Genomic DNA, 21,479 nt, shown 5'->3' with positions numbered 1-21,479 from the left:
AACACTACGCAGCATCCCGGTCATCCTAGTATATGATAGACTTCCGGGGAATATTTATACAACGGCTTTCTGTTACTGATGATCAATGACTATAAATAAGGTGTCGGATTCACTGGCGATCCGTTAACTCTGACTTCAAAATGAAGATGCGGTCCTGTGCTCCGGCCGGTAGATCCGACCTCAGCAATTTTCTGGCCCCGGCTTACCTGCTGTCCTTCAGATACGACAGTACCGCCATTGCGGATATGGCCATACAGCGTCCATAAGCCATCGCCATGGTCGATAATGACTGCATTTCCGTACGTGCTCCACCATTCGGCGAGTATGACTGTACCGCCTTCTGCTGCACGAATATCCGTGCCTTCTCTTGCAGCGAAATCGACGCCTGTATGCATCGATGATCTCTGGCCCGTCACCGGATGCGTACGGTATCCATAGTTCGAGGACAGATAAGATCCTGAAACCGGTGTGGCGAGAGGTCCGCCAGTACCATTAAAGGTTGCACGGCTGCTTCCGCCCAAGGCGCTTGGCGCAGCCTTTTTGTTGGCGGCTGCCCTCTGAGCGGCAGCCTTCTCTGCAGCCGCCTTCTGAGCAGCAGCTTTCGCAGCAGCTGCACGTGCCCGGGCTTCAGCAGCAGCTTTCGCTGCTGCGGCGCGGCGTGCAGCCTCTTCAGCAGCCAGCTTGTTGCGCTCCTGCTGAAGCTTGGAGCGTTTGGTTGCCAGCTGAACCAGCATCTGTTCCTGCTCTGCCGAAATCTCGTCTGAGATTTCAATCTTTTGGTCATACTGTGCTATAAGGACCCGCTTTTCTTTCTCTTTTGCGGCGAGTTCGCTCTTGCGGTCTTCCATCTGTGCGTACAAATTCTTCGCTTTGGCATATTGGCCTTCCAGTTCTTTCTTCTTGTCCAGAACCAGAATTTTGTCCTGTTTATGCTGTACCAGCAGATCCTGATCCTGATCCACAATCGTTTTCAGTGAGTCTGCGCGATCCAGGAAATCCGTAAAGCTCGTTGAGGACAACAGAACATCCAGATAGGACACTTCGCCATCCATATAGATGAGGCGAATGCGCTGCTCCAGCAGCTTCTCACGGGCTGCAATACGATCCTGGGCGGCTTGAAGCTCGTCCGCTGTGATTTGCAGGCCTTGTTCCGTTTCATCAATCTGCATCGTGATTTTGCTCAGCTGATTGCTGACAGAATCAATCTGTTCCATGACATACTGGAGATTGTGTGTTGTTTTATTTTTGTAATGCTGCGCTTCCTGCTTCTCATCGGCCGCTTTGCTTTTTTGCTTACGGGCCTGCTGAACCTCACTCTGAAGAGCTTTTAACTCACGGTCCACATCGGCGGAAGTTTTGCTTTCGGCTAATCCGGCAGAGGGCCCTGCAACGACGGCGGTTAATAATAAAGCGGCTAATCCGGCGGCGATCTTTTTCAACGTGCACTCCCCATCCTTTTCGAAAATCTATTGTTCAGGATCTCATGATCCAATTGATTCAGCTTAAACTTTTAGAGACTTGCGTATCGACATCGTACTGCCCCATATACCAATCAGCATTCCGAGCAGCAGGAGCAGGCCTCCCAGCAGGTGCCAAATCTCGCTCAGCGGGATCAGACTCTGTGACAAGGTTATATCTCCAATCAAAGCTTGATGCAGCTGGCTGTAGCCAAGGAACAAAGCACCGACGGTAATCAGTGAACCGATCAATCCAATCAGGGCTCCTTCCACAAAAAATGGCCAGCGGATAAAGGTGTTGGTGGCTCCCACCAGCTTCATAATACTGATCTCACGCCGACGTGCCAGTATGGTCACCCGAATCGTGTTGGAGATCAGAAACATGGACATTAATCCCAATCCGGCTACAAAAATAAACCCGATATTCCGTACGTATTTCGTAATTTCAAACAGCTTCTCTACCGTACCTTCTCCGTATTTCACCCGCATAATCGGTTTCTCCGGATAGGTTTCGTTGAGACTCTCTACCTTCTGGGCCACTGCCGGCACGGTTGTCGGCTCGACCACATTAATGATAAAGGAATCTGGCAGCGGGTTCGTATCCTCGTTCGTAAAACCATCCAGCAGATCTTGCCCTTCCGTGCCAAAACTCTCTGTCAGATCCTTCATGCCTTCATCCTTGGAAACGAATCGAATCTCCTTCACTTCCGGCATGATGGCGATCTCTTTCTCTACTCGCTCGCGCAGTTCCTGATCTACATTCAGGTTGAGATATGCGCTCACCTGTACATTACTATCGGCTTTATCGGCTAAAGCATTAACATTCAATACCAGTAAAATAAACACACCTAAAATAAATAGCGATATGACAATGGAAGTAATCGAAGCCACGGACATCCATCCGTTTCTGAATATACTCTTGACTCCTTCCCGCATGTGCCGGAGAAAGGTTCTAAAAGTCATATCCATACTCCCCTCTCACCTGATCCCGGACAATCTGTCCGTTCTCGATGGCGATAACACGCTTGCGCATTTTGTTCACAATATCTTTATTGTGAGTAGCCATGACGATCGTTGTGCCCCGGAAGTTAATCTCGTCCAGCAGCTGCATGATGTCCCATGATGTTTCAGGATCCAGGTTCCCGGTGGGCTCATCCGCAATGATCACGGATGGATTGTTCACAATCGCTCTGGCGATCGCAATCCGCTGCTGCTCCCCGCCCGATAACTGTGCAGGCTGACGGCCCGCCTTCTCTCTCAGGCCAACCAGTTCCAAAACTTCCATAACCCTTTTCTTCATCTGCTTCGTGGGTGTTTCGATAACTTCCATGGCAAATGCCACGTTCTCATATGCGGTCAGCTTCGGCAGAAGACGAAAATCCTGGAACACGACCCCGATGTTACGGCGTACGTAAGGGATCTTACGCGGCTTCAGCTTCCCAATATTAAATCCGTTGACGGATATTTGTCCTTTAGTGGGAACTTCTTCTCTATATATCAATTTCATAAATGTCGATTTACCTGCGCCGGACGGTCCGACGACGTAAACGAACTCGTTGCGGTCGATCTTCACCGAAACTCCCTGAAGTGCATGGGCTCCGTTCGGATAGCTCTTCCACACATCCTGCATTTCGATCACTTCATCACTTCCCATTACTTGATTAGCCCTTTTTACTATTCGACACCTTCCAAGGAATTCCTTTAAAATGCATGAAAATTCCTCATGACAAAGACCATTGTAACAAATTTGTTACCTTTTGAGTAGCCGAAAGTTTGAGCAGATCGTGACATATACATTTAAATGTGCTTGAACTCCGGTTAACAAGAAGTGAAAAAGGTGGTTGCTCATGAAAAAACTTCATTTGGCTCTGATTGTGCTCATCAGCATACTGCTGATGTGTTCGCTGATTTACGGAGGATTATGGCTGTATAGCGGTCAAAAACAGCTGCCTAAAGGGGTGCAGCTGTCCGGCTGGAACGTGGGTAAACTTAAAGCAGAACAAGTGCTCAGCGAGCTGGAACACCGGCTCGCTGCCATGAAACAGCTGAAGGTGGAATTTGGAGGGCTCCCGGATGCCGGAAAGCCGGAAATCATGACACTTGCGGAAGCCGGCGTCTCCTATGAGGCAGATGACTTCACCAAGGCAGTCCTCCAGCTTCAGGAGGGACATGTCTTGAAGCGTGCGCTGTACCGATACCGGTTCCAAAAGTCGTGGACCTTCTCGGCGGACTGGGATATGAGCCTACTGAAGCAGAGGCTGAACACCGAGTGGGAAAGAGAACGGTTCGGAGATCCGGTTAACGCCATGAGGAGTATCAAGGGGGATGCCGTAACCTATACACCGGGGAAAACGTCGCTGCGGATTGGGTGGATGCGGCTTCAAGATATGTTTACGGCCGCTCTTCCCGGAACGAAGCAGTTTCATTCCCCGGACCAGAAGGAGATCATCAACATAGAGCTGCCGCTGGAACCGATCGAGCCTGAGGTCACTTTATCTTCACTCAAGGATGAGGGCATTGAACGCAAGATCATGGAATTCTCAACCTATCTTGGCGCCAGCGGACCCGGAAGGGTCCATAACGTCACTTCGGCGGCCCAAGCCGTGGACGGAATTATTTTGAAACCGGGGGATGTGTTCAACTATGCCGAGGTCATTGCCAAGGCACAAAAAGAGTACGGGTTCCGGGAAGCGCCCGTCATCATCAGCGGACGGCTGGTGCCTGGGATCGGCGGGGGAATCTGCCAAGTGTCCAGTACACTGTATAATGCGGTGCTGCTCACCGGCCTGGAGGTTGTGGAGCGGCGGAACCATTCACTTCCGGTGAATTATGTATCCAAGGGAAGAGATGCCACCTATGCAGAGGGAGCCATCAATTTCCGCTTCCGCAACAATACCGGCAAGCATCTGCTGCTGCGGGCCCAGGTGATCGGCAAGAGCGTCACCATCAAGTTTTTCGGCACCTTTCCGAAGGATACAGTTTATTACCTGGAAACCAAGACGATTGAGAACATCCCTGCACCGCAAAAATATGTCCGTGATTCCTCTCTGGCCCCGGGGCAGCGCAAAGTTCTTCAACCGGGCAAGCCGGGGTATATTGTAGAAACCTATCGGGTGAAGCGGGTAAACGGCAAGGTCTTGAAGCGGGAAATCATCTCACGGGATGTGTACAGGGGACAGAGCAGCCTCATCGGCATGAATCCGACACGAGGTGAAATTCCAGGAAGCCGCGATTTTCCGAAGGCGCCTGTCGTCGAAGACGGCGTTAGCGGACCTTAGTTCGCGCCAGGACAGAACCATATAATAAATGAAGGCTTTTTCCTCCGGCAGACTGCCGCTTGGAGAAAGCCTTTATCTGTTCTATGACACAGCAGAGCTGTATTACCAGTGTCCTTATATTTTGCGTGTCTCCCCGATGACGGCAGATGGATCAACAACCAGTTCTTCTTTGTATTCCACCAATCCGATACGGCATTCCGGTCCGATCCACACCCTTCCGCCCCGAACGAGCTCCCCTTCTGTATAGCTGATCTCTACATTGTTCCCCTCAATAACACGGGCTTTCAAGATGATCGGCCGGAAGGTGAGCGACAAATGCTCCCACAGCTTCTTCCCTTTTTTCAGCACTGAAATATCACTGCCGTAGATTTCACCCGCTTCACAGCGGTCGTACAGTTTGATCTTGATAACGTCTGCCTGAAGCCGTTCGTCGATCTTGAAGCCGCCCTTGACCTTCAGCCTGCCTGTATGCAGCTCCCTGGCAATCAGCCGCCCTGTAATCTCGACTTCTCCAGCTGACAGCCGGCCGTGCACATGGGCGCGCCCGCTGACCTCCAGCTTTCGTGTCCGGGCCTCTCCTTTTATCGAAGCATTCCCGCTCACCTGAATCTCCAGTGCATCCACGGGTCCTTCAATGGTACCTGTACCGTTGATCGTCATCTTCTCAGCAGTCAGCGAGCCATTCACCGTGACGGAACCATTGGCTGTAAACTTCCTGCAGTCCAGATCCCCTCCTACACTGCAGGCTCCGTCGAATTGAACCTTGTCATAGTATCCGCCTGCCGCTTTCCCAAATCCTGAAATATGAAGATGGTCCCGTTTGATACTTTCACGCTCCATATTATCCCTCCGCTGTATCTGCCTTCGGCACACCTGTTCTTTACCAGTAAATGTATCACGTTTATGGCTGCCGGTATACCAACTGCCGCCCGAAGTTCATCTCAGTCGCCAGACCGATCTTTACAGCACAAAGGGCCGTTTTCCAGATGGAAACACGGCCCTTCAGGGCAGATCTATTCAGCAGCTCCTGAAGCAGGAGATCCGACTTGAGCTGATTCATAATAAGCGGTAAACACAATGTTTGCGGTGATCAATGCGTTTTCCGGAGCTTCCACCAGCCCGCCGCGGCGCTGAAAGCTGTAGGAATCCACCTTGATCATCCGCGGCAGGCGTTCAAGCTGAATCATCCAGTCACTAATTTGAGAATAAGTGCCTTCAACCTCCGCATTCATTTTTACTTCCTTAATAAACGGGTATGCATTCTCGCCTTCCCCAAGCATTAGATTCAGTTCATTTGCCCCGGTAAGGGTAAAGTCAACATTTTTCAGACGGGCATCGGATTTCAAGCCGAGGCTTCTCAAATCCAAAACCAGCTGATCAGCTTCGTCCCCATGAGGAAGTGCTACCAAAGACTCACTGGATCGTTCGGTTTCTGAATCTGAATCTGTCCCTTTCATTTCATCCACTTTCTGCTGCAGAAGGTCCCGTTCGCCTTCGATCCGTTCCATATCCGCCCGCTGTTCATCTATCCGTGTAAATGTTGGCTTCAGGCCCCACATATAGAAGCCGAGCAGCAGCAGAAAAAGAACCAGTATAACCAGCACAACAGGTGTCCGGTGTCTATTCAGCCGCTCCATCGTCTTCCTCCTCTCCCTCTGCCGGTAAATTGGCGATCGAAGTTCCCGATCCCAGACTTATCCGGTATACAGCCGTATAATAACCCTGCCCCTGTGGATTACCTGAATTTCCACCTGAGATGCCTTCGGTCAATTTCGTGATCATAGCACCGTTCGTAAAAGGCAGACGCCGGAGCAGAACCAGGTACTCCGCAGCCTGTTCCATTTGGGGCAGATAAACCGTCATTCCGATCTCAGAACGGTACGTGTAGCCAAGATCCCGGAGAATGCCGCCTTCCGGCATCGGCTTCACAATGGCAGACATCATCGCTGCAGGACTTTCCCGATGCTCGCGAATGCCCTCCACAGCGGCGGCCCTTCCATTCTGCCCCATACCGCTTCGATTCAACGCAAGCAGTTCCTGTTCCAGGGTGTTTCTCTGACTTGCTAATCCCTCAAGCCTTTCATCCTGATTGCTGATTTTGCCTTGATTCATAACCATAATCGTCCCTGTGGCAGCCAGACCCAGCAACCAAAAGACCAGAAGCGATACGGCCAGGAATGGAAAAATGACCGCTTCCCTGTCTTCCACAGGGAGCAGATTGATCTTGAGGCCTCCCGAGGTTCTGAGTGCCGCCCCTGCGGCAAGACGGTAATCATTATAATCCACTAGCTGGTTAGCCGCAGCGGCCTCCTTTGGTGATGAGAAATCAATCTCATGAATCTGGATTTCCGAGAAAGACGTCTTCAGCACCTCAACCAGCTGCCTCCTAACCTCCGGCGAACCCGTAACAAAGATATCTTGAATTCGCACAGCGCCTTCGTGCAGGCTGTATTGATAAAAGTTGAGCATACGGGAGATTTCCGCCGTAATTTCTACGGTCTGAGCGTAAGAGAGGTCTTCCCCCTCTCTATCTCTGCCAAGGGTCATGTCTGCGGCTGCAGCACTCTCCTGCCAAGCATTCATATCTTCACGGCTTTGTTCCTTTAAGTTGAGCGTCCGCATAAACACTGGATTTCTCTCATGGAACATACAGACATCCAGAATGGCATGATCCAGATCAATCAGCATACCTGAGCTGAAGAGGTGTTCTCCACCCAGTTCAATCAAGCGGGCCAAGGCAGTTCCCGTTACTTCAACACTGGATACTTTCAAGCCGGCGGATTCCACAAGGTTTACGTATTCTTCAATAATCTGACGGGGCGCAGCAATAATGAGCAGCTCGGCCTCAGATTCGTTTCTGCTTAATTCGATATAGTCATATACCGGGTTATCAAATGGAAGGTGAAGCCCTGTTTCTACTTCCAGGCGGACCAGCTGCTCCAGCTGTTTCGGATTGGCTCCGGGTATCGTCATTTTACGGATAACGATCTGGGAAGGCGGTACCGATATCGAGACCCAGGTGCCCCGCAGCCTTTCCCGTTTCACCGCTTCTTTCAGCTGTGCCGCCAACAGTTCACTGTCCGCGAGCTGCTGATCCTCCAGTGCACCGTGAGGCATAGGAAGGAAGAACTGCTTATCAATCTCCCTGTTTTTCCCTTTGAGCCGGGCATAACGGACACCTGTTTCTTCTATAGATAGTCCGGCTTTCGATGTCATACCGAGCATGCTTAAAATCCTCCTAACCAATGAGCGAGAGGTACCCGCCAATAATCTGTGAACCGTATCCGTAGGCAATAAGAATGCCGCATGCAAGCCAAGGTGCAAACGGGATTCGCTGCTTCCTGTTTACCTTGCCGAGAAGCATCAGGGTCACACCTGCAGCCGTACCCAGGAAACAAGCAGTCAAAAATGCGAGAATGACACCTGGAAATCCGATAACCAAGCCGCACAAGGCGAACAGCTTCGCATCTCCCATTCCCATACCTCCCGCCAGCACCAGCAGAAAGATCACACCGCCTCCCAGCAGAGCTCCAAGGACATGACTCCACCACGTATGCTCTGTCGCAAGAAAAGTACCGGCGGCAAGCAGCGGCAAAAAGAACAGCAGCACCTTGTTAGGGATCACCATGCTGTGCAGATCCGAAATGGTTACAATTACGGCCAGGCTGCAGAGCAGAAAGCCCAGCATCCCCTCGCTGGTAAGTCCAAAGCGCAGATAGGTCCACAAAAAGAGTATTCCGGCCGCGGCTTCCCCTGCCGGGTACAGCCAGGACACCTGCACGCCGCAGTGCCGGCACTTCCCGCGGGCTGTCAGCCAGCTGAGGACTGGCACCAAATCGCGTCCGCGCAGCCGCGTTTCGCAGCTACCGCACCGGGAAGGCGGAGAAACAAGAGATTGCCCGGCAGGTATCCGCAGGGCAACGACATTGAAAAAGGAACCCAGGGCGAGGCCCAGCAGGGTTATATATGCGGCAATCAAGAAAGTCATGGTCACTCCATTACATTCATTTTGAAAATAGGAACCGGAAAGGCATTCCGATTCCTATTTGGGAGATTGATGTTTGCTAGATTAGTGGTTTGCTGATTTCAGCATTAGCCATCTCAGTCTTATTCACGCTCAGAAGTTAAAACTTTCTCAGCAAGAAACTCTTTGTCTGTTACAGTGCTAGTTGATAGTTCAACTTTTTCTAATTTCCCATTCACGTCAAAGGTAACAGTTGCGTCAGTCAACGGCTCTTTGGTGCTCGGCAGTGCAACGGTAGTCTCCAAGTATTTTTCATCTTGTAAATCCTTAAGTTCTACACCGCTTTTGACGTCATCATGTTTAAAATCACCATTCTTCTCCCCAATTACATAGAGACGTGCTGCATCATAAAGCTGACGAGCTGTAGCTACATCTGCATCTTTTTTGCTGTTGTCAATAATGTTACCAATCAAAGGAATCGCAATGATCGCGATAATACCGAGAATAACGATAACGGCGAGGAGTTCGATGAGGGTGAACCCTTTCTCGTCCTGAAGACGGGCTTGTCTGGCTTTCAGTGCTCTAGATAACATATTAATTTCCTCCTTAAGATTGAAAAAAATTTATATTTTGAAGAAAAGCCGCCAAAATGGCCAGGCTCTTTCCTGCAAACAATAAAAAAGGCGGTTCCTGCTTTGATAAGAGTTGATTCCTAGCATTTCTGAAAGGAAGGTCCTCACCATTAAATGTTCCCGTACATACTAAACATCGGCAGCATGATGGCTGCAACGATGAGACCGACAATACCCGCCAGAAATGCGATCAGCAGAGGTTCCAGAAGTGACTTGAGGCGGTCAACCGTATTCTCGACATCCATTTCGTAAAAGTCCGCAATCTTGGAGAGCATCTGGTCCAGTGCGCCGGTTTCTTCTCCTATAGCAATCATCTGGGTCACCAGGGGCGGAAACACCCAGGCCTTTTTCAGCGGCTCGGAGAGTGGTTTACCCTGACGCAGCGAATCTCCGGCATTACGGATATAGCCCGCGACCACTTTATTGCCCGCCACTTCCTCCACGATCGACAGGGACTGCAGCACGGGTACGGAACTGGCATAAAGAGAAGAGAAGGTCCGGGAAAATTTAGCGATCGAGCCTTTCTGATTCAGCTTGCCGAAGATTGGTACTTTGAGCTTCATATAATCGATGTAGTAAGAACCCCGATCCGTCCTCTTTACAATCTGAAAAGCCGCCACCAGCAGCACAACTCCTAGCAGCCAGAAGTACCAGCGGCTTTGAATACTGTCACTCAAGACTAACACCATCTTGGTCACAGCAGGCAGCTCCGCATTCATAGACTGAAACATCGTTACGAACTGGGGCACGATCGCCCACAGCAGATAGACCACCGCGGCAATCGCCATCAATCCGACGGTAATTGGATAGGTCAGCGCGGATTTGATCTTCTCTGTCGTCGCATGCTGCTTCTCGTAGTACAAAGCCAGGCGGTCCAGCGTCCCTTCCAGATCACCCGATTCCTCCCCCGCCCGAATCATGCTGATAAACAGCGGCGGAAAGATCTTCTTGTGATCCTGCACCGTCTGAGAAAAAGCTGTACCCCGAAGCAAGCTGGAGCCCACCTCGACTAACGCCTTGCGCAGCGGTTTGCTGTCCGTCTGTTCGGCCAGAATTCGAACCGCGTCCACAATGGATACGCCAGCACGGATGAGCGTGGCGAACTGCCGGCAGAATATAATGAAATGCACCGGCTTAACCGGATTACCGATATAGATATCCATCGACAATATACTGCTCCGCGTCTCCTGAAGTGAGAAGACGGTCAAGTTCCGCTTGCGCAACTCTTCCATAGCTGTGGACTTGTCCGACGCACTCAGTTTACCCTTCAGCGTTCTGCCTGAGCCGGTCTTGACCTGATATTCAAACTGCTGCATCTTAGGATGTCACCTCCATCAGGAATGGCCGGGCATGAATGGGAAGAATGAGACCGGCTTTCACATATTCCTGGATTGACATTTCAAGTGTATGCATGCCCAGCGCCCTACCAGTCTGCATCATATTCTTGATCTGATGGCACTTCTCGCTGCGAATCAGATTCGCAACACCTGGCGTATTAATCAGGATCTCTGTCGCACACACCCGGCCCTGTCCTGCGCTCCTCGGAAACAGACGCTGGGTCACGACGGCTACTAATACTGAAGCAAGTTGAATGCGTATTTGTGTCTGCTGCTCTCCTGGAAACACATCAATAATCCGCTCAATGGTTCCCGGGGCATCACTCGTGTGAAGCGTAGCGAGAACCAAGTGGCCCGTCTCCGCAGCGGTGATCGCCGCCCGAATCGTCTCCAAGTCGCGCATTTCCCCAACGAGAATCACATCGGGATCCTGACGCAGAGCCGCACGAAGCCCGTTCGAGAAGCTGAGCGTATCCAGGCCAACCTCACGTTGATCCACAAGGCAGTTTCCATGCGGGTGAAGGTATTCGATGGGATCTTCTAAAGTCACAATATGCTTTCTTGTATTCTGATTCAGATAATGAATCATGGCAGCGAGCGTAGATGACTTGCCGCTGCCGGTCGGTCCGGTTACGAGAATTAATCCTTGCGGCTTGTCAGCAAGCGTAGATAATATTGGCGGAAGACCAAGATCGGAAAAACTTGGAATCTGCGCCGGAATGATACGTGCGGCGATGCTGACCTGCCCCCGCTGCCGGTATATATTGATTCTGAACCGGCAGGACTGCCCCAATGAATAGGAGAAGTCCTGCTCGCCGGTACTCTGAAAATCAACCATCTTCTCACTGCCGAGCAGCTGCTTAGCCATCTCCCACGCTTCTTCACGGGTGATTGCAGGCTCGTTCATGGATTTCAGTGCACCGTCGATTCTAAATACAGGGGGCGACTGGACAGATATATGGAGATCCGATGCCCGGAATTCATGCGCCTGCAGAAGAAGAGAGAGAATATTCCTGTGCTGCTGATTCATATAGGGTCCCTCCCTGTTCTTAATGTGCCACGGATTCCCTCATGACCTCCTGCATCGTGGTAACTCCTTGAGTTACTTTCGTTATGCCGTCCTCCATAAGATAAATCAGGCCCCTGTTCCGCGCAGCCTGCCGCAGTTTCTCTACCGAAGCAGATGCCGCGATCAACTCTGACAACAGGTCATCGACCGTCATGACTTCGTGAATCGCCAGCCGGCCGCGGTAGCCTGTGTTACTGCAGTAACCGCATCCCCTGCCCTTGTACAGCGTCTCAATGTTAACACCATGATTCCTCAGCAGTATCAATTCCTGTTCAGAAGGTCGGTAGCTTTCCTTACATTCATTGCATATTTTGCGAACCAGTCTTTGCGACACGACTCCCAGTAAGGAAGAAGCGATGAGGTACGACTCAACCCCCATATCCCGAAGACGCATCACCGTGCTGATTGCATCGTTCGTATGCAGCGTAGACAGCACCAAATGTCCTGTTAGCGAGGCTCTGACCGCAATCTCAGCCGTCTCGCTGTCACGTATTTCTCCGACCATCACGACATTCGGATCCTGACGCAAAATAGAGCGAAGTCCAGCTGCAAAGGTCAAGCCGATAGAAGAATTGACATGCACCTGATTAATGCCTTCCAGCTGATACTCAACCGGATCTTCCACTGTGATAATGTTGACATCCTCTTTATTCAGATGATTTAAAGCCGAGTATAACGTGGTTGTCTTCCCGCTGCCCGTAGGTCCAGTAATCAGCAGAATTCCATATGGGCGCTCAATCACGCTCTTAAAGGCTTTGAAATTATGATCACTGAAGCCCAACCGGTCCAGAGCCTGTACCCCGCTGGTCAAATCCAGCAAACGCAGCACAATCTTCTCCCCATGCATCGTAGGCAGTGTGGAGACCCGGATATCGATCATCCGGTAATCCATTTGCAGCTTGATCCTTCCATCCTGTGGAAGGCGCCGCTCTGCGATATTCAGCCTCGCCATAATCTTCAGCCTTGCCGTGATAAAGCCCTGCATCTGCTTGGGAAGCATCCGTTCATTCCTCAGACCTCCGTCGATGCGATAGCGAATGGTCAAATTGTTTTCACCGGGATCAACATGGATATCAGATGCCCTCAGCTGTGCGGCCTGCTGAATCATTTGATTGACCAGACGCACAATAGGCGAAGCTTCGTCTGTAATTTCCGTCTCTTCGAACTCTTCTTCCGAAGGAAGCTCCCCCATCATCTGAGTCATCGAATCGCGCAGACCGTAGTGGCGTGCAATGGCGCGCTGAAGCTCATCACGGGATGATATAGCCGGCTCGATCCGAAACCCCGTAGTCATGCGGAGATCTTCAATCGCAAAATAGTCGAGAGGATCTGCCATCGCCACCATCAGCTTACCGCCCTCTTTCATGAAAGGCAGTACCTGATGCCGCTTGGCCATACTCTCGGGAATAATCTGCGTAATAGCCGGCTCGATTTGAAATTTAAACAGGCTGACATGCGGTATCCCCAGTTGAAATTCCAAGACTTCCATTAACTGCTGCTCTGTTATGTATCCTTGCGAGATCAGAAGATCCCCCAGCTTTCTTTTACTATTGCTTTGCTCAGCCAGCGCCTGCTGAAGCTGCTCCTCTGAAATAACACCGTTCTCTACCAGCAGGTCGCCCAGCTTTTTCTTTACGATGGCCATCATGATCACTCCATGCCATATATATTGGGTACCCAATGAGTGTGGTCTTCAGGCTGAACCTAATTTTTCGAAAATGAGAGTCTTGTAAAGAACTATATCCTTAGTCCCTACATAAAACTTACATAATGATATAATTATAGTGCTAATAGTGAATTATAACCATAAAAATTTCATCTTTTCGTATTGAATACCTGATAGATTTGACCTAAAATGATATATATCATACTTTGGTAATATTTACAACACCATCTTTTTACATCCAGTTTATAACATTGTGATTTGCCAGCGATTTACTAGGTTCCATCAAAGGAGAGAAGCCATAATGAAATGGGTCACCCGTAAAGCGATTTCTGTACTGCTCTGTATTGTATTGCTCCCTATCCTTACTTTTTTCCTAATCAGGGACTTCGAAACTAAAGTTGATGCTAACAATAACGGTTATATCATTCGTCTGCTTGAAATTACAGACAGTGGAACCAGCGACCTAAGTTTAACACAAAATGACGGATTTCTTGTCGATACGATGAGCATGAAGAGATTTGTCGCTTTACGGACCGATCTCGACGGACTGTACGACGCTGTGTACATAGGTAAAGGCACATACAGCACTGACGGCGTATCCGGTAACGACCATAAAACTGCGACCGTCATGAATGATATTACAAACCTGAAGGCGGATAAGATCATCAAAGAATATCTTGATAAAGGGCTGTACGTGTTCATTCATAAACCTAGCTTCAACAGTCTGAGCCATAACAGCGACAGCAAGCTGTACAAAAGGTTTAAAACTTATCAAAGCTCTGGCACCAGCCATGCTGTATTCTTCGATGATATAAGCACGCTCAAAACCACCCTGAAGGATCCAAATTCCAGCTATTATCGGAATCTGAAGCAGCGGCCTCGCCTGGCTGTAACCAGCCAGCCGGATTCCGAGAAGGTGTACCAGGCCGGAGACGAGCTGACTTTTGGCTTCAATATTAACAGACCCGCAGCCTTGAAGGACATGCCTCTTACTGTCAAGCTTCATATGAATGTAGATATATCCATGCCTGCTGCGAAGAAACAAGATCATGAACAGAGTGATACAGATCCTTACCTCGTTGCACAGATCACGCTGGATAAGGCTTCTACCGGAGAAATCAAATACAAGCTTCCGAAAACCTACTCAGGACTGCTGTACTGGAAGCTTGAAGTGGTGGAGCAACTGAACGCCAACCCGCTGAAAGACTATGTTACCGGCTCCATACACTATCAGCATAAGAAGACCGTTGTCCGTGTACTCCAGGTGATGCCGAATAACGACCACAGCAGCTTAAAGAAAACCAATAATATGAACCCAAGATTTCTCAAGAATGACGATTATGAACTTATCATCGATACCAAGAAAATGGATGAATTCAACACCTATGTACGGGACAATTGGAGTACCAAGAATGACTATGGTTTGAACGGTACTTATGACATGCTGATTTTTGGTTTTGCAGACGTATACAATCAAGTCGCAGAATTGAATAACGATGCCACTGCTGGCGTTAAAGACTTCATTGTGAAAACCAAGCAAAGTGCAATGTTCACACATGACACGATCTACAGAACCAAAGAAGCAAGCAGCTGGACCCGGAACTTTCAAGAAATCACCGGACAAGTGAAACCAATGACGAATATGGGACTCAACGCGCCGAACACTTCAACATCTGTGGTTCAAATGAATGAAGGACTGTTGACCCAGTACCCTTTTAATCTGAAAGATGCTTCCGGCAAGAAAACCATTAATACCGTCACCCGGACACATAACCAGTACTTTACGCTGGATCTGGAAGACGAAACGGTCATCCCTTGGTACAACATCTTAGGCAGTGATCGGGATGTGAACGACAGCTGGAATCATTACTATACCTACTCTAAGGGCAACGTCACCTACTCCGGCACCGGACATACTCAGAGCTTCCCGGAATGGGAGCAGCGTCTGTTCGTGAATACGATGTACCGTGCTTTTACCGGGTCCAATCACGCTCCTGAAATCACGGTGCATACGCCAAGTGACAACAGCACCAAGCCATCTTATCTTCAGGAACTGGTGGTCAGTTATACAGTTGATGACTGGGATTGGAAAGACCGAAACTTAAAGACCAGCATCAAGTTTAAGAGCGGGGACAAGGAGCTCTCGGCCATTGGTGTTAATAACAATGCCATACTATCAGGTGAGACCTTTACTCATACGGTTCCAAATCCGCTGCCGGATGGCGGTACATTAACGATCGAGATTTCGGCCTGGGATGCGCAGGGAGCGATAAAGACCGAGACAATTACCGTCAACATCGAGAAGGTGAGCGTCAACCTGGAGACCTCCCGAACGTTCTCCGAGAATGTTGTTAATAATGAAGTCCGGCGGGGAGAAGAGGTCACGATCAGCTATACGATCACACCCAAGAACGTTCCATATGTTGAGTCTGAATTAATGGACAAGAAAGCAGAGGAGCTGTTCATCACAGACATTCAGTATGAGGAAACTTTCCCGCCAGGATTGGAAATTCTGGAGATGCCGGATGAAGCAGTTAGAAGCGGCAGCTTGTCATCAGGCTATACTCTGAAGAAAGCTTTCGGGGATGTAAAATATAAGCTCGTGAGCAGAAATGGAAATCAGCTCTACGAGCTTCAGCAGCCGCAGCAAATTGATTTCACAGTTAAAGTAAAGCCTAACGTGAAAGGTGTCTATTTATTCAATCGCTCCAAAATCGATTATGAAGACATTCATTTACCGGATGGTGTTGGCGATGACATCCCAGAAGATCCAACACCTAAGTCAGCGTTAGGCATCGCCCGTGACTATACTTTATTTGCTCTTAGTGATATTAATTTCTCAAGTTCCAGCTTCAGTAATGAAGGCAGAGTGGCAGCCGGCGGAAGTATTACACTAAGTGGATTCAACATCGGAGGTTCATTGGGTCCAGAAGCCAAGGACAGCTATACCATTGTGGCAGGAAAAGATCTGAGCCTAAATAATGGGACTATTAGTACCGGAAAAGCTGCATATAACGGCACTGCTACACTCCCGAAAGATCATGAATTCCAGGTTGAAAAGGCATCCCCTGTAGATTTTCCGGGAACAGCCTCCCGTATTTATGCTATTTCCAAATCCATCGGATTGCTGAAGCCAACGTCTCAGTCAATTGTTCATCCATGGAATACCATTGAACTCACAGGTGAGAATCCCGAGCTCAATGTGTTTAAGCTCAATTCATCGGATCTCAGTAAAGCAACTAAAATTATAATTACGGCACCTAAAAAATCTACTGTCATTGTTAACGTTGAAGGAACAAATGCATCAGTCTCAGGAGGATACGAGTTAATCAATGTACAACAGAATCGTGTTCTCTTTCACTTTGAGCAAGCCGTATCTCTCAAGGTATCTGGCATCCATTTTCAAGGTGCAATACTCGCTCCAAAAGCAAATATTAAACTGTCTAACGGAACTTTCAACGGTACTGTCATCGTAGACTCAATGACAGAGGGTGGAAGTTACAGTATTACCCTCAATCCCTTTGAAGGCATAATTAGTACTGAACCAAATGAACCGCCGATTGAAGAGCCTGTAGAACCGCGTCCAAGGGTGTCAACAGAGTTTAATGAGCTTATCTTCACCGCCGTAATCAAGGTTGAAGCCATTCAGCTGGAGGGAACCACGATGCTGGTTGGAACAGAGCACAGGCTGACACCCGTTATCCTGCCGGAGGATGCGGACAATAAAGATCTGATCTGGAGTATAGAACCCGGTGGTCAAAGTATAATTTCCGTCACGAACGGAGTGGTCAAGGCGCAGAAACCGGGAACCGCGAAGGTGACAACAGCTGCTGCTGATGGCAGCGGCATCCGGAAGACCGTAGAAATCATCGTAATTGAACGCGGACTCACCGTTAAAGGGCCGGATTCTATGAAGACCAGAGACAGCGCCCTGATGGAAGCGATCTATACGACGACCGGCGAACGGGTTACGGGCTACCGCTGGGAAGTAGAGAACCAGGGCGGGCTGGATATGTCCGATATGGTAAGGCTGGAGCCGGATCCTGCAGACAGCAGCAAAGTAACAGTCGCCGCTTTAAGAAAGGGTACGGTCGTAATCATGGTAACGGTCTTGACCGACCTGAAGCCAGATGGGGCAATAACGGCAAAGCACACCTTGAACATCCAGCAGAGACTGGAAAATATCTTTATCGAGGGACCCGGCAGTGTGCCTGTCAACGGCAGCATTACGCTCCTGCTTGCCACTGAACCTGCAGAAGCCGACGACGAAGTTGACGGCTTTAGATGGTGGATTGATCCAGAAGACGAGAAGTATGTCCGGCTGAAGCCAGCCCAAGATGGACGCAGCGCAGTTCTGACCGGGAAGAAAGACCTGGACCGCGTCACAATTCATGTAAGCACCAACTGGGCAGCAGATAATTTGAGTGACACTCACGATATTAAAATCACACCCGTGCTGGAGGGGCTCGCCTTAGCTGATGCCTCCCTGAACATGGGTGATACCCTGGATCTGTACAGTGATAATCTGGACACCCTTCCTGTCGAATTTCCAAAATATCTGCTGGATGGATATCTGACATGGAGCAGTGACAACAGCGAAGTGGTTTCTGTGGATGCCGAAGGACGTATTCAGGGATTAAAGAAAGGAATCGCAAGAGTTACCGTTGAATACAATAACGGCACTCAAAGCGTTACAGCCACGGCAACCATCAAGGTCAGCGGCTTCAGCAGCGACGACCGTTATTAGGCAGCACAGGCAGCCTCATCTGAGCCTTTTCATGCAGACTAGAATGACAACACGGAGGGCTGCACCATTAATATTCCTTGTCAACACCAAAACGGGTTTCCCGGCAAGAATCATCTTGCGGGAAACCCGTTTTTTTGTGATAAAACACAACGATTGATCACAGCCTGACTTCTGCTGCTCCTGCTACTTAAGCCGGATGTTCCCGACTCTTACACTAATCTGGTTCACCCGGGGCAGTGCCCCTGCCTGGGATTCGTATACATTCTCATCGTAGCTTGCCTGAAAGCGCACCAACCCGCTGCCGGCATCAATCTGAATATCCCCGCTCCCAGGAGCAGCATTTCCTCGTACGGCATTAACCGTAAGCTCCTTCTTCGCAAAGAAGCCGCCATGAAGGGTGAAGATGGAGCCCACCCCGTAGAGCTCCGCGCTTTCATCCGTATAGAAGAACGCATTCAGCTCCTGGGCCGTATTCTGAAATGCATCAAAGCGGTTAATCAGAATCGAGCCTTTGGACAGCACAACACCCAGACCATCAATAGATGCATCTTCCACGAGTGCGGCATACGAACCTTCCCCGAGCCCGGTGCCTAATACGAATATCGTGGAGTTCAGCTGCACCTTACCCCTTATCTCCAATGATCCGGTAATCAGCATGTTCGCCGAGATTACGATGGGTTCATCGGTGTAGTTATCGATCTTTACATTCCCGTCCACGACATACCAGGAACCCGGCTGCGTTCGGATTCCTTTCAATTCCGCTCCGTCAACATCCAGGTCTCCTTTGAATACAAAGGAACGCTGCGGCTCCGTAAATCTGCGGATCAGCTCCCGATACTCTTCCCACAGACGTTTGCGTTCTTCCCATTCAGCCCGCCGCTGCTCCTGCTGAAGTCTCCATTCCTCCTGCTCTTCCGGGCTCAAATCCTCGGGAATGGCAGCATCGTCCAGAGCCTCCCCTTCTACATCAGGTACATCCGGTTTCACCGGCTGATCTGGAGCATCGTACTGGGCAGGGTAGCCCCGCAGGAATGCTCCCAAATTTCCGCCTTTCAGGCTGTTTCGAATAGAGTTCCGCAGGCTCCCTCCACTCTGGAAGTTCAGTGATTCCTCCACCTTATCGATGAAAGACTCCGTCACATTCACTTGAACAAATTTCTTCTGATTCTTGATTTTAATGCGGTTCAGTGGAATCATATTGTTCCAACTCCGCTGCTGTTCATCCAGCTTCCCCGCCGTTTCGGACTGTCCATTCTGGGTGTATATGACTCCATCCAATGACTGTACATGGGCTTCTCCCGTCAGCTCAAACGGCTCAGACCGCATTATCCTCTCCGATGCTTGATAACGGTATTCTGCCATATCCTGAATGTACAGCTTGTTACCAGCATAAATATTCCCTGTGATTTGAGGCGATCCATTCAAATAGACATTGCCTTCCGATCCGAGTGTATACTTCAGGAAATCCGGGAAGGTATCAAATACAATTTCCTGCTCCAGTTCACGCTGTACCCCGTTCACCTCCGCCTCAGCGGTCAGCATGACCTTGTAGTTGACCAGTTGTCCGTTCTCCATCACCCGATCATAGTCCACATCCAGAATCCGGCCATCTGCCTCTGACAAATTCGTGTTGACCGGGAGAAGCTCATCTGGATTGTTCTTCAAGGCAGCCAGATAGGCATCAATCCTGTTATCCAGCTCCTGACGGCCGAAGTCCCGACTCTCCATCACCTTCTCTTCCAGCTTGGCTGTCATCGTGGCCACGGTCTTCTCCAGGGTCTTCTCGGCCAGATGAAGGGTCTGAACATCGAACTTGCGTGTTTCAGCCCGCTGAGCTCCACCTACTGCTGCGCTGAGCACAGTGACCCCCAGCAGCGTAAATAATAGTGCGATGAACATCACCAGCACTAAAGCAGAGCCCTGCTCATGGGAGAATATGAATATACCTTGGTTATTCTGTTTCCGCCTGCCGGCTGCTGCTTTCAGCCGCTGGAGACGGCTGCTTATCCTATGCATAACTGACAACGGTCTGTTGTTCAGATCGGGCATACTCTTCATTTGCCTCCTAAAATCCGAATTTGCTTTCCAGCTCCATGCCATGATTCTCCTGCTGAGCGGTACGTGTCAGCTTCAGGCGGATATCGATCAGCCCGCTGGCACAAGGAGCACTGCTGCGGCAGGCTCGTCCATCCGCGGTTTGAGCCTGGATGAGCGAGCCCGTCAGATCGGCATCAATCTCATACGGACTCCCCGTTTCCAGATCAGCCGCCTCCAAAGAAGCCTGCCCCATGACCAGAGTACCGTTCACAATCTCAATTCGGCGCTTCTCGGCAGTGTCCCCTTCCCCTTTCTGCAGGATGATTCCACTGCTGCCTTCCACATTCATAATATAGTCCGGGGCGAAAGTATAGAGCTCTGTCATAACGGATGACATGGCTATATCTCCTTCTTCCCGAAGCGAATTCTCCAAGGTAATCCGGTTATACTGACGGAAGCCGAAAATCGTCACCGCGGAGATGAGTCCGGCAATCAGCGAGAATACAGCAAGCGCGGCAATCAGCTCGATCAGCGTAAACCCGTCCTGCCGATGAAGCTGGATTCGATTAACGAATTTTTTCATCCGATATATATCCCTCCACCACCGTTTCCACTGTCTTCCCCCGCGGGCCTCCTGGTCCGGTCACTTTTACGCTTAGGGGAATCAGATAATCAGCCATCTGCTTCTCGCCGCTGCCAGCTATAGCTTCAGCACCCCGCGTCTCCGTCTTCATGTTATCATGCAGCCCCTCTTGGTAAGCAATCTCCAGCTCGAACTGCACATTATTAATGACCGGATTCAGAACATCCGGCAGAACCTCAGCGTTCTTGAACAGGCTGCTGTAAGCACAAGCCCCTGCACTGCTGCAGCGGCGGCCCTGAATCGAAGGAGGCTGACCAGCCTCTCTCTTTTCAAACAGCTCCTTGATCTTGTCGTAGTCCTGCTTTTCCATATAAAAGAGCGCATTTCTCGCCAGATTGACCATCACCGTCTTGTTCTGATTGTATTTAGAGTAAGATAGAGCATTGGAGAAATAAGACGTTAGAACTAATGACACAATCGACAGTATAACAATAGCAGCCAATACCTCCAGTAAGGTGAAGCCCTGCTCTTTCAAAAAAGTCTTATTCACTGCACTCTTTCGCCCCTCCCAAGACTTCCTTACATATTTACACCAAAGATGATTTACTATGATCTATTATTCCTATCTATTATATTCCTTGATTTGGAAGGCGACAAGAAGAAAACACTTTAGCAAAGGAAGAATGCGCCTTTGTACATTCCGCAATCC

The 21,479-nt window shown here is 49.7% G+C and carries 16 protein-coding genes; 2 read left to right on the top strand and 14 right to left on the bottom strand.

The window, feature by feature from the left end:
• Window positions 1-89 precede the first annotated feature (89 nt).
• The 3 genes from HII30_RS12925 to ftsE all read right to left on the bottom strand — a co-directional run bounded on the left by HII30_RS12925 (window position 90) and on the right by ftsE (window position 3,096).
• On the bottom strand, window positions 90-1,439 hold the full coding sequence (locus tag HII30_RS12925) for a murein hydrolase activator EnvC family protein (RefSeq protein ID WP_169505462.1): 1,350 nt from the start codon (window positions 1,437-1,439) through the stop codon (window positions 90-92).
• Window positions 1,440-1,502: 63 nt separating this feature from the next.
• Window positions 1,503-2,420 (bottom strand): permease-like cell division protein FtsX, encoded by a 918-nt coding sequence (gene ftsX / locus HII30_RS12920; RefSeq protein WP_169505461.1) that lies wholly within the window; start codon window positions 2,418-2,420, stop codon window positions 1,503-1,505.
• The gene (gene ftsE / locus HII30_RS12915) at window positions 2,410-3,096 is read right to left on the bottom strand and encodes a cell division ATP-binding protein FtsE (RefSeq protein ID WP_169505519.1); all 687 of its coding nucleotides are present in this window, start codon (window positions 3,094-3,096) and stop codon (window positions 2,410-2,412) included. Before ftsE ends, ftsX begins: the two co-directional genes overlap by 11 nt.
• Before the next feature lie 208 nt (window positions 3,097-3,304).
• Between ftsE and HII30_RS12910 the strand changes: the two genes are divergently transcribed.
• Window positions 3,305-4,735: a VanW family protein gene (locus HII30_RS12910; RefSeq protein WP_169505460.1), complete on the top strand. Its 1,431-nt coding sequence runs from the start codon at window positions 3,305-3,307 to the stop codon at window positions 4,733-4,735.
• Window positions 4,736-4,849: 114 nt separating this feature from the next.
• Here HII30_RS12910 and HII30_RS12905 read toward each other — a convergent pair whose 3' ends face one another.
• The 8 genes from HII30_RS12905 to HII30_RS12870 all read right to left on the bottom strand — a co-directional run bounded on the left by HII30_RS12905 (window position 4,850) and on the right by HII30_RS12870 (window position 13,382).
• The gene (locus HII30_RS12905) at window positions 4,850-5,575 is read right to left on the bottom strand and encodes a bactofilin family protein (RefSeq protein ID WP_169505459.1); all 726 of its coding nucleotides are present in this window, start codon (window positions 5,573-5,575) and stop codon (window positions 4,850-4,852) included.
• A gap of 173 nt (window positions 5,576-5,748) precedes the next feature.
• On the bottom strand, window positions 5,749-6,372 hold the full coding sequence (gene pilO / locus HII30_RS12900) for a type 4a pilus biogenesis protein PilO (protein WP_169505458.1): 624 nt from the start codon (window positions 6,370-6,372) through the stop codon (window positions 5,749-5,751).
• Window positions 6,356-7,960, bottom strand: coding sequence for a pilus assembly protein PilM (pilM, locus tag HII30_RS12895; protein ID WP_169505457.1), 1,605 nt, complete (start codon window positions 7,958-7,960; stop codon window positions 6,356-6,358). Before pilM ends, pilO begins: the two co-directional genes overlap by 17 nt.
• Window positions 7,961-7,973: 13 nt before the next feature.
• Window positions 7,974-8,723, bottom strand: coding sequence for a prepilin peptidase (locus HII30_RS12890; protein ID WP_169505456.1), 750 nt, complete (start codon window positions 8,721-8,723; stop codon window positions 7,974-7,976).
• 119 nt (window positions 8,724-8,842) lie between these two features.
• Window positions 8,843-9,292: a prepilin-type N-terminal cleavage/methylation domain-containing protein gene (locus tag HII30_RS12885; protein ID WP_169505455.1), complete on the bottom strand. Its 450-nt coding sequence runs from the start codon at window positions 9,290-9,292 to the stop codon at window positions 8,843-8,845.
• A gap of 149 nt (window positions 9,293-9,441) precedes the next feature.
• Entirely contained in the window at window positions 9,442-10,647 is a 1,206-nt protein-coding gene (locus tag HII30_RS12880; RefSeq protein WP_169505454.1) for a type II secretion system F family protein, read from the bottom strand.
• A gap of 1 nt (window position 10,648) precedes the next feature.
• Window positions 10,649-11,698: a type IV pilus twitching motility protein PilT gene (locus HII30_RS12875; RefSeq protein WP_169505453.1), complete on the bottom strand. Its 1,050-nt coding sequence runs from the start codon at window positions 11,696-11,698 to the stop codon at window positions 10,649-10,651.
• Between the two features lie 19 nt (window positions 11,699-11,717).
• Window positions 11,718-13,382, bottom strand: a complete 1,665-nt coding sequence (locus HII30_RS12870) for a GspE/PulE family protein (protein ID WP_169505452.1) — start codon at window positions 13,380-13,382, stop codon at window positions 11,718-11,720.
• Window positions 13,383-13,704: 322 nt separating this feature from the next.
• Here HII30_RS12870 and HII30_RS12865 point away from each other — a divergent pair, with 322 nt between their 5' ends.
• On the top strand, window positions 13,705-18,150 hold the full coding sequence (locus HII30_RS12865) for a collagen-binding domain-containing protein (protein WP_169505451.1): 4,446 nt from the start codon (window positions 13,705-13,707) through the stop codon (window positions 18,148-18,150).
• Between the two features lie 183 nt (window positions 18,151-18,333).
• Here HII30_RS12865 and HII30_RS12860 read toward each other — a convergent pair whose 3' ends face one another.
• From HII30_RS12860 to HII30_RS12850, 3 genes are read right to left on the bottom strand one after another with little or no spacing between them, the layout of a single operon-like run.
• Window positions 18,334-20,208, bottom strand: a complete 1,875-nt coding sequence (locus HII30_RS12860) for a hypothetical protein (RefSeq protein ID WP_169505450.1) — start codon at window positions 20,206-20,208, stop codon at window positions 18,334-18,336.
• Window positions 20,209-20,215: 7 nt separating this feature from the next.
• A complete protein-coding gene (locus tag HII30_RS12855; protein WP_169505449.1) occupies window positions 20,216-20,770 on the bottom strand; it encodes a PulJ/GspJ family protein in 555 nt (184 codons plus the stop codon).
• On the bottom strand, window positions 20,754-21,320 hold the full coding sequence (locus HII30_RS12850; RefSeq protein WP_169505448.1) for a prepilin-type N-terminal cleavage/methylation domain-containing protein: 567 nt from the start codon (window positions 21,318-21,320) through the stop codon (window positions 20,754-20,756). Before HII30_RS12850 ends, HII30_RS12855 begins: the two co-directional genes overlap by 17 nt.
• Between the last annotated feature and the right edge of the window lie 159 nt (window positions 21,321-21,479).

It is taken from the genome of Paenibacillus lemnae (genome assembly GCF_012933385.1).
Classification (GTDB): Bacteria; Bacillota; Bacilli; order Paenibacillales; family Paenibacillaceae; genus Paenibacillus_AQ; species Paenibacillus_AQ lemnae.
Note: the sequence above shows the minus strand (reverse complement) of the source record. Positions and strands in the feature narration are given on the sequence as shown.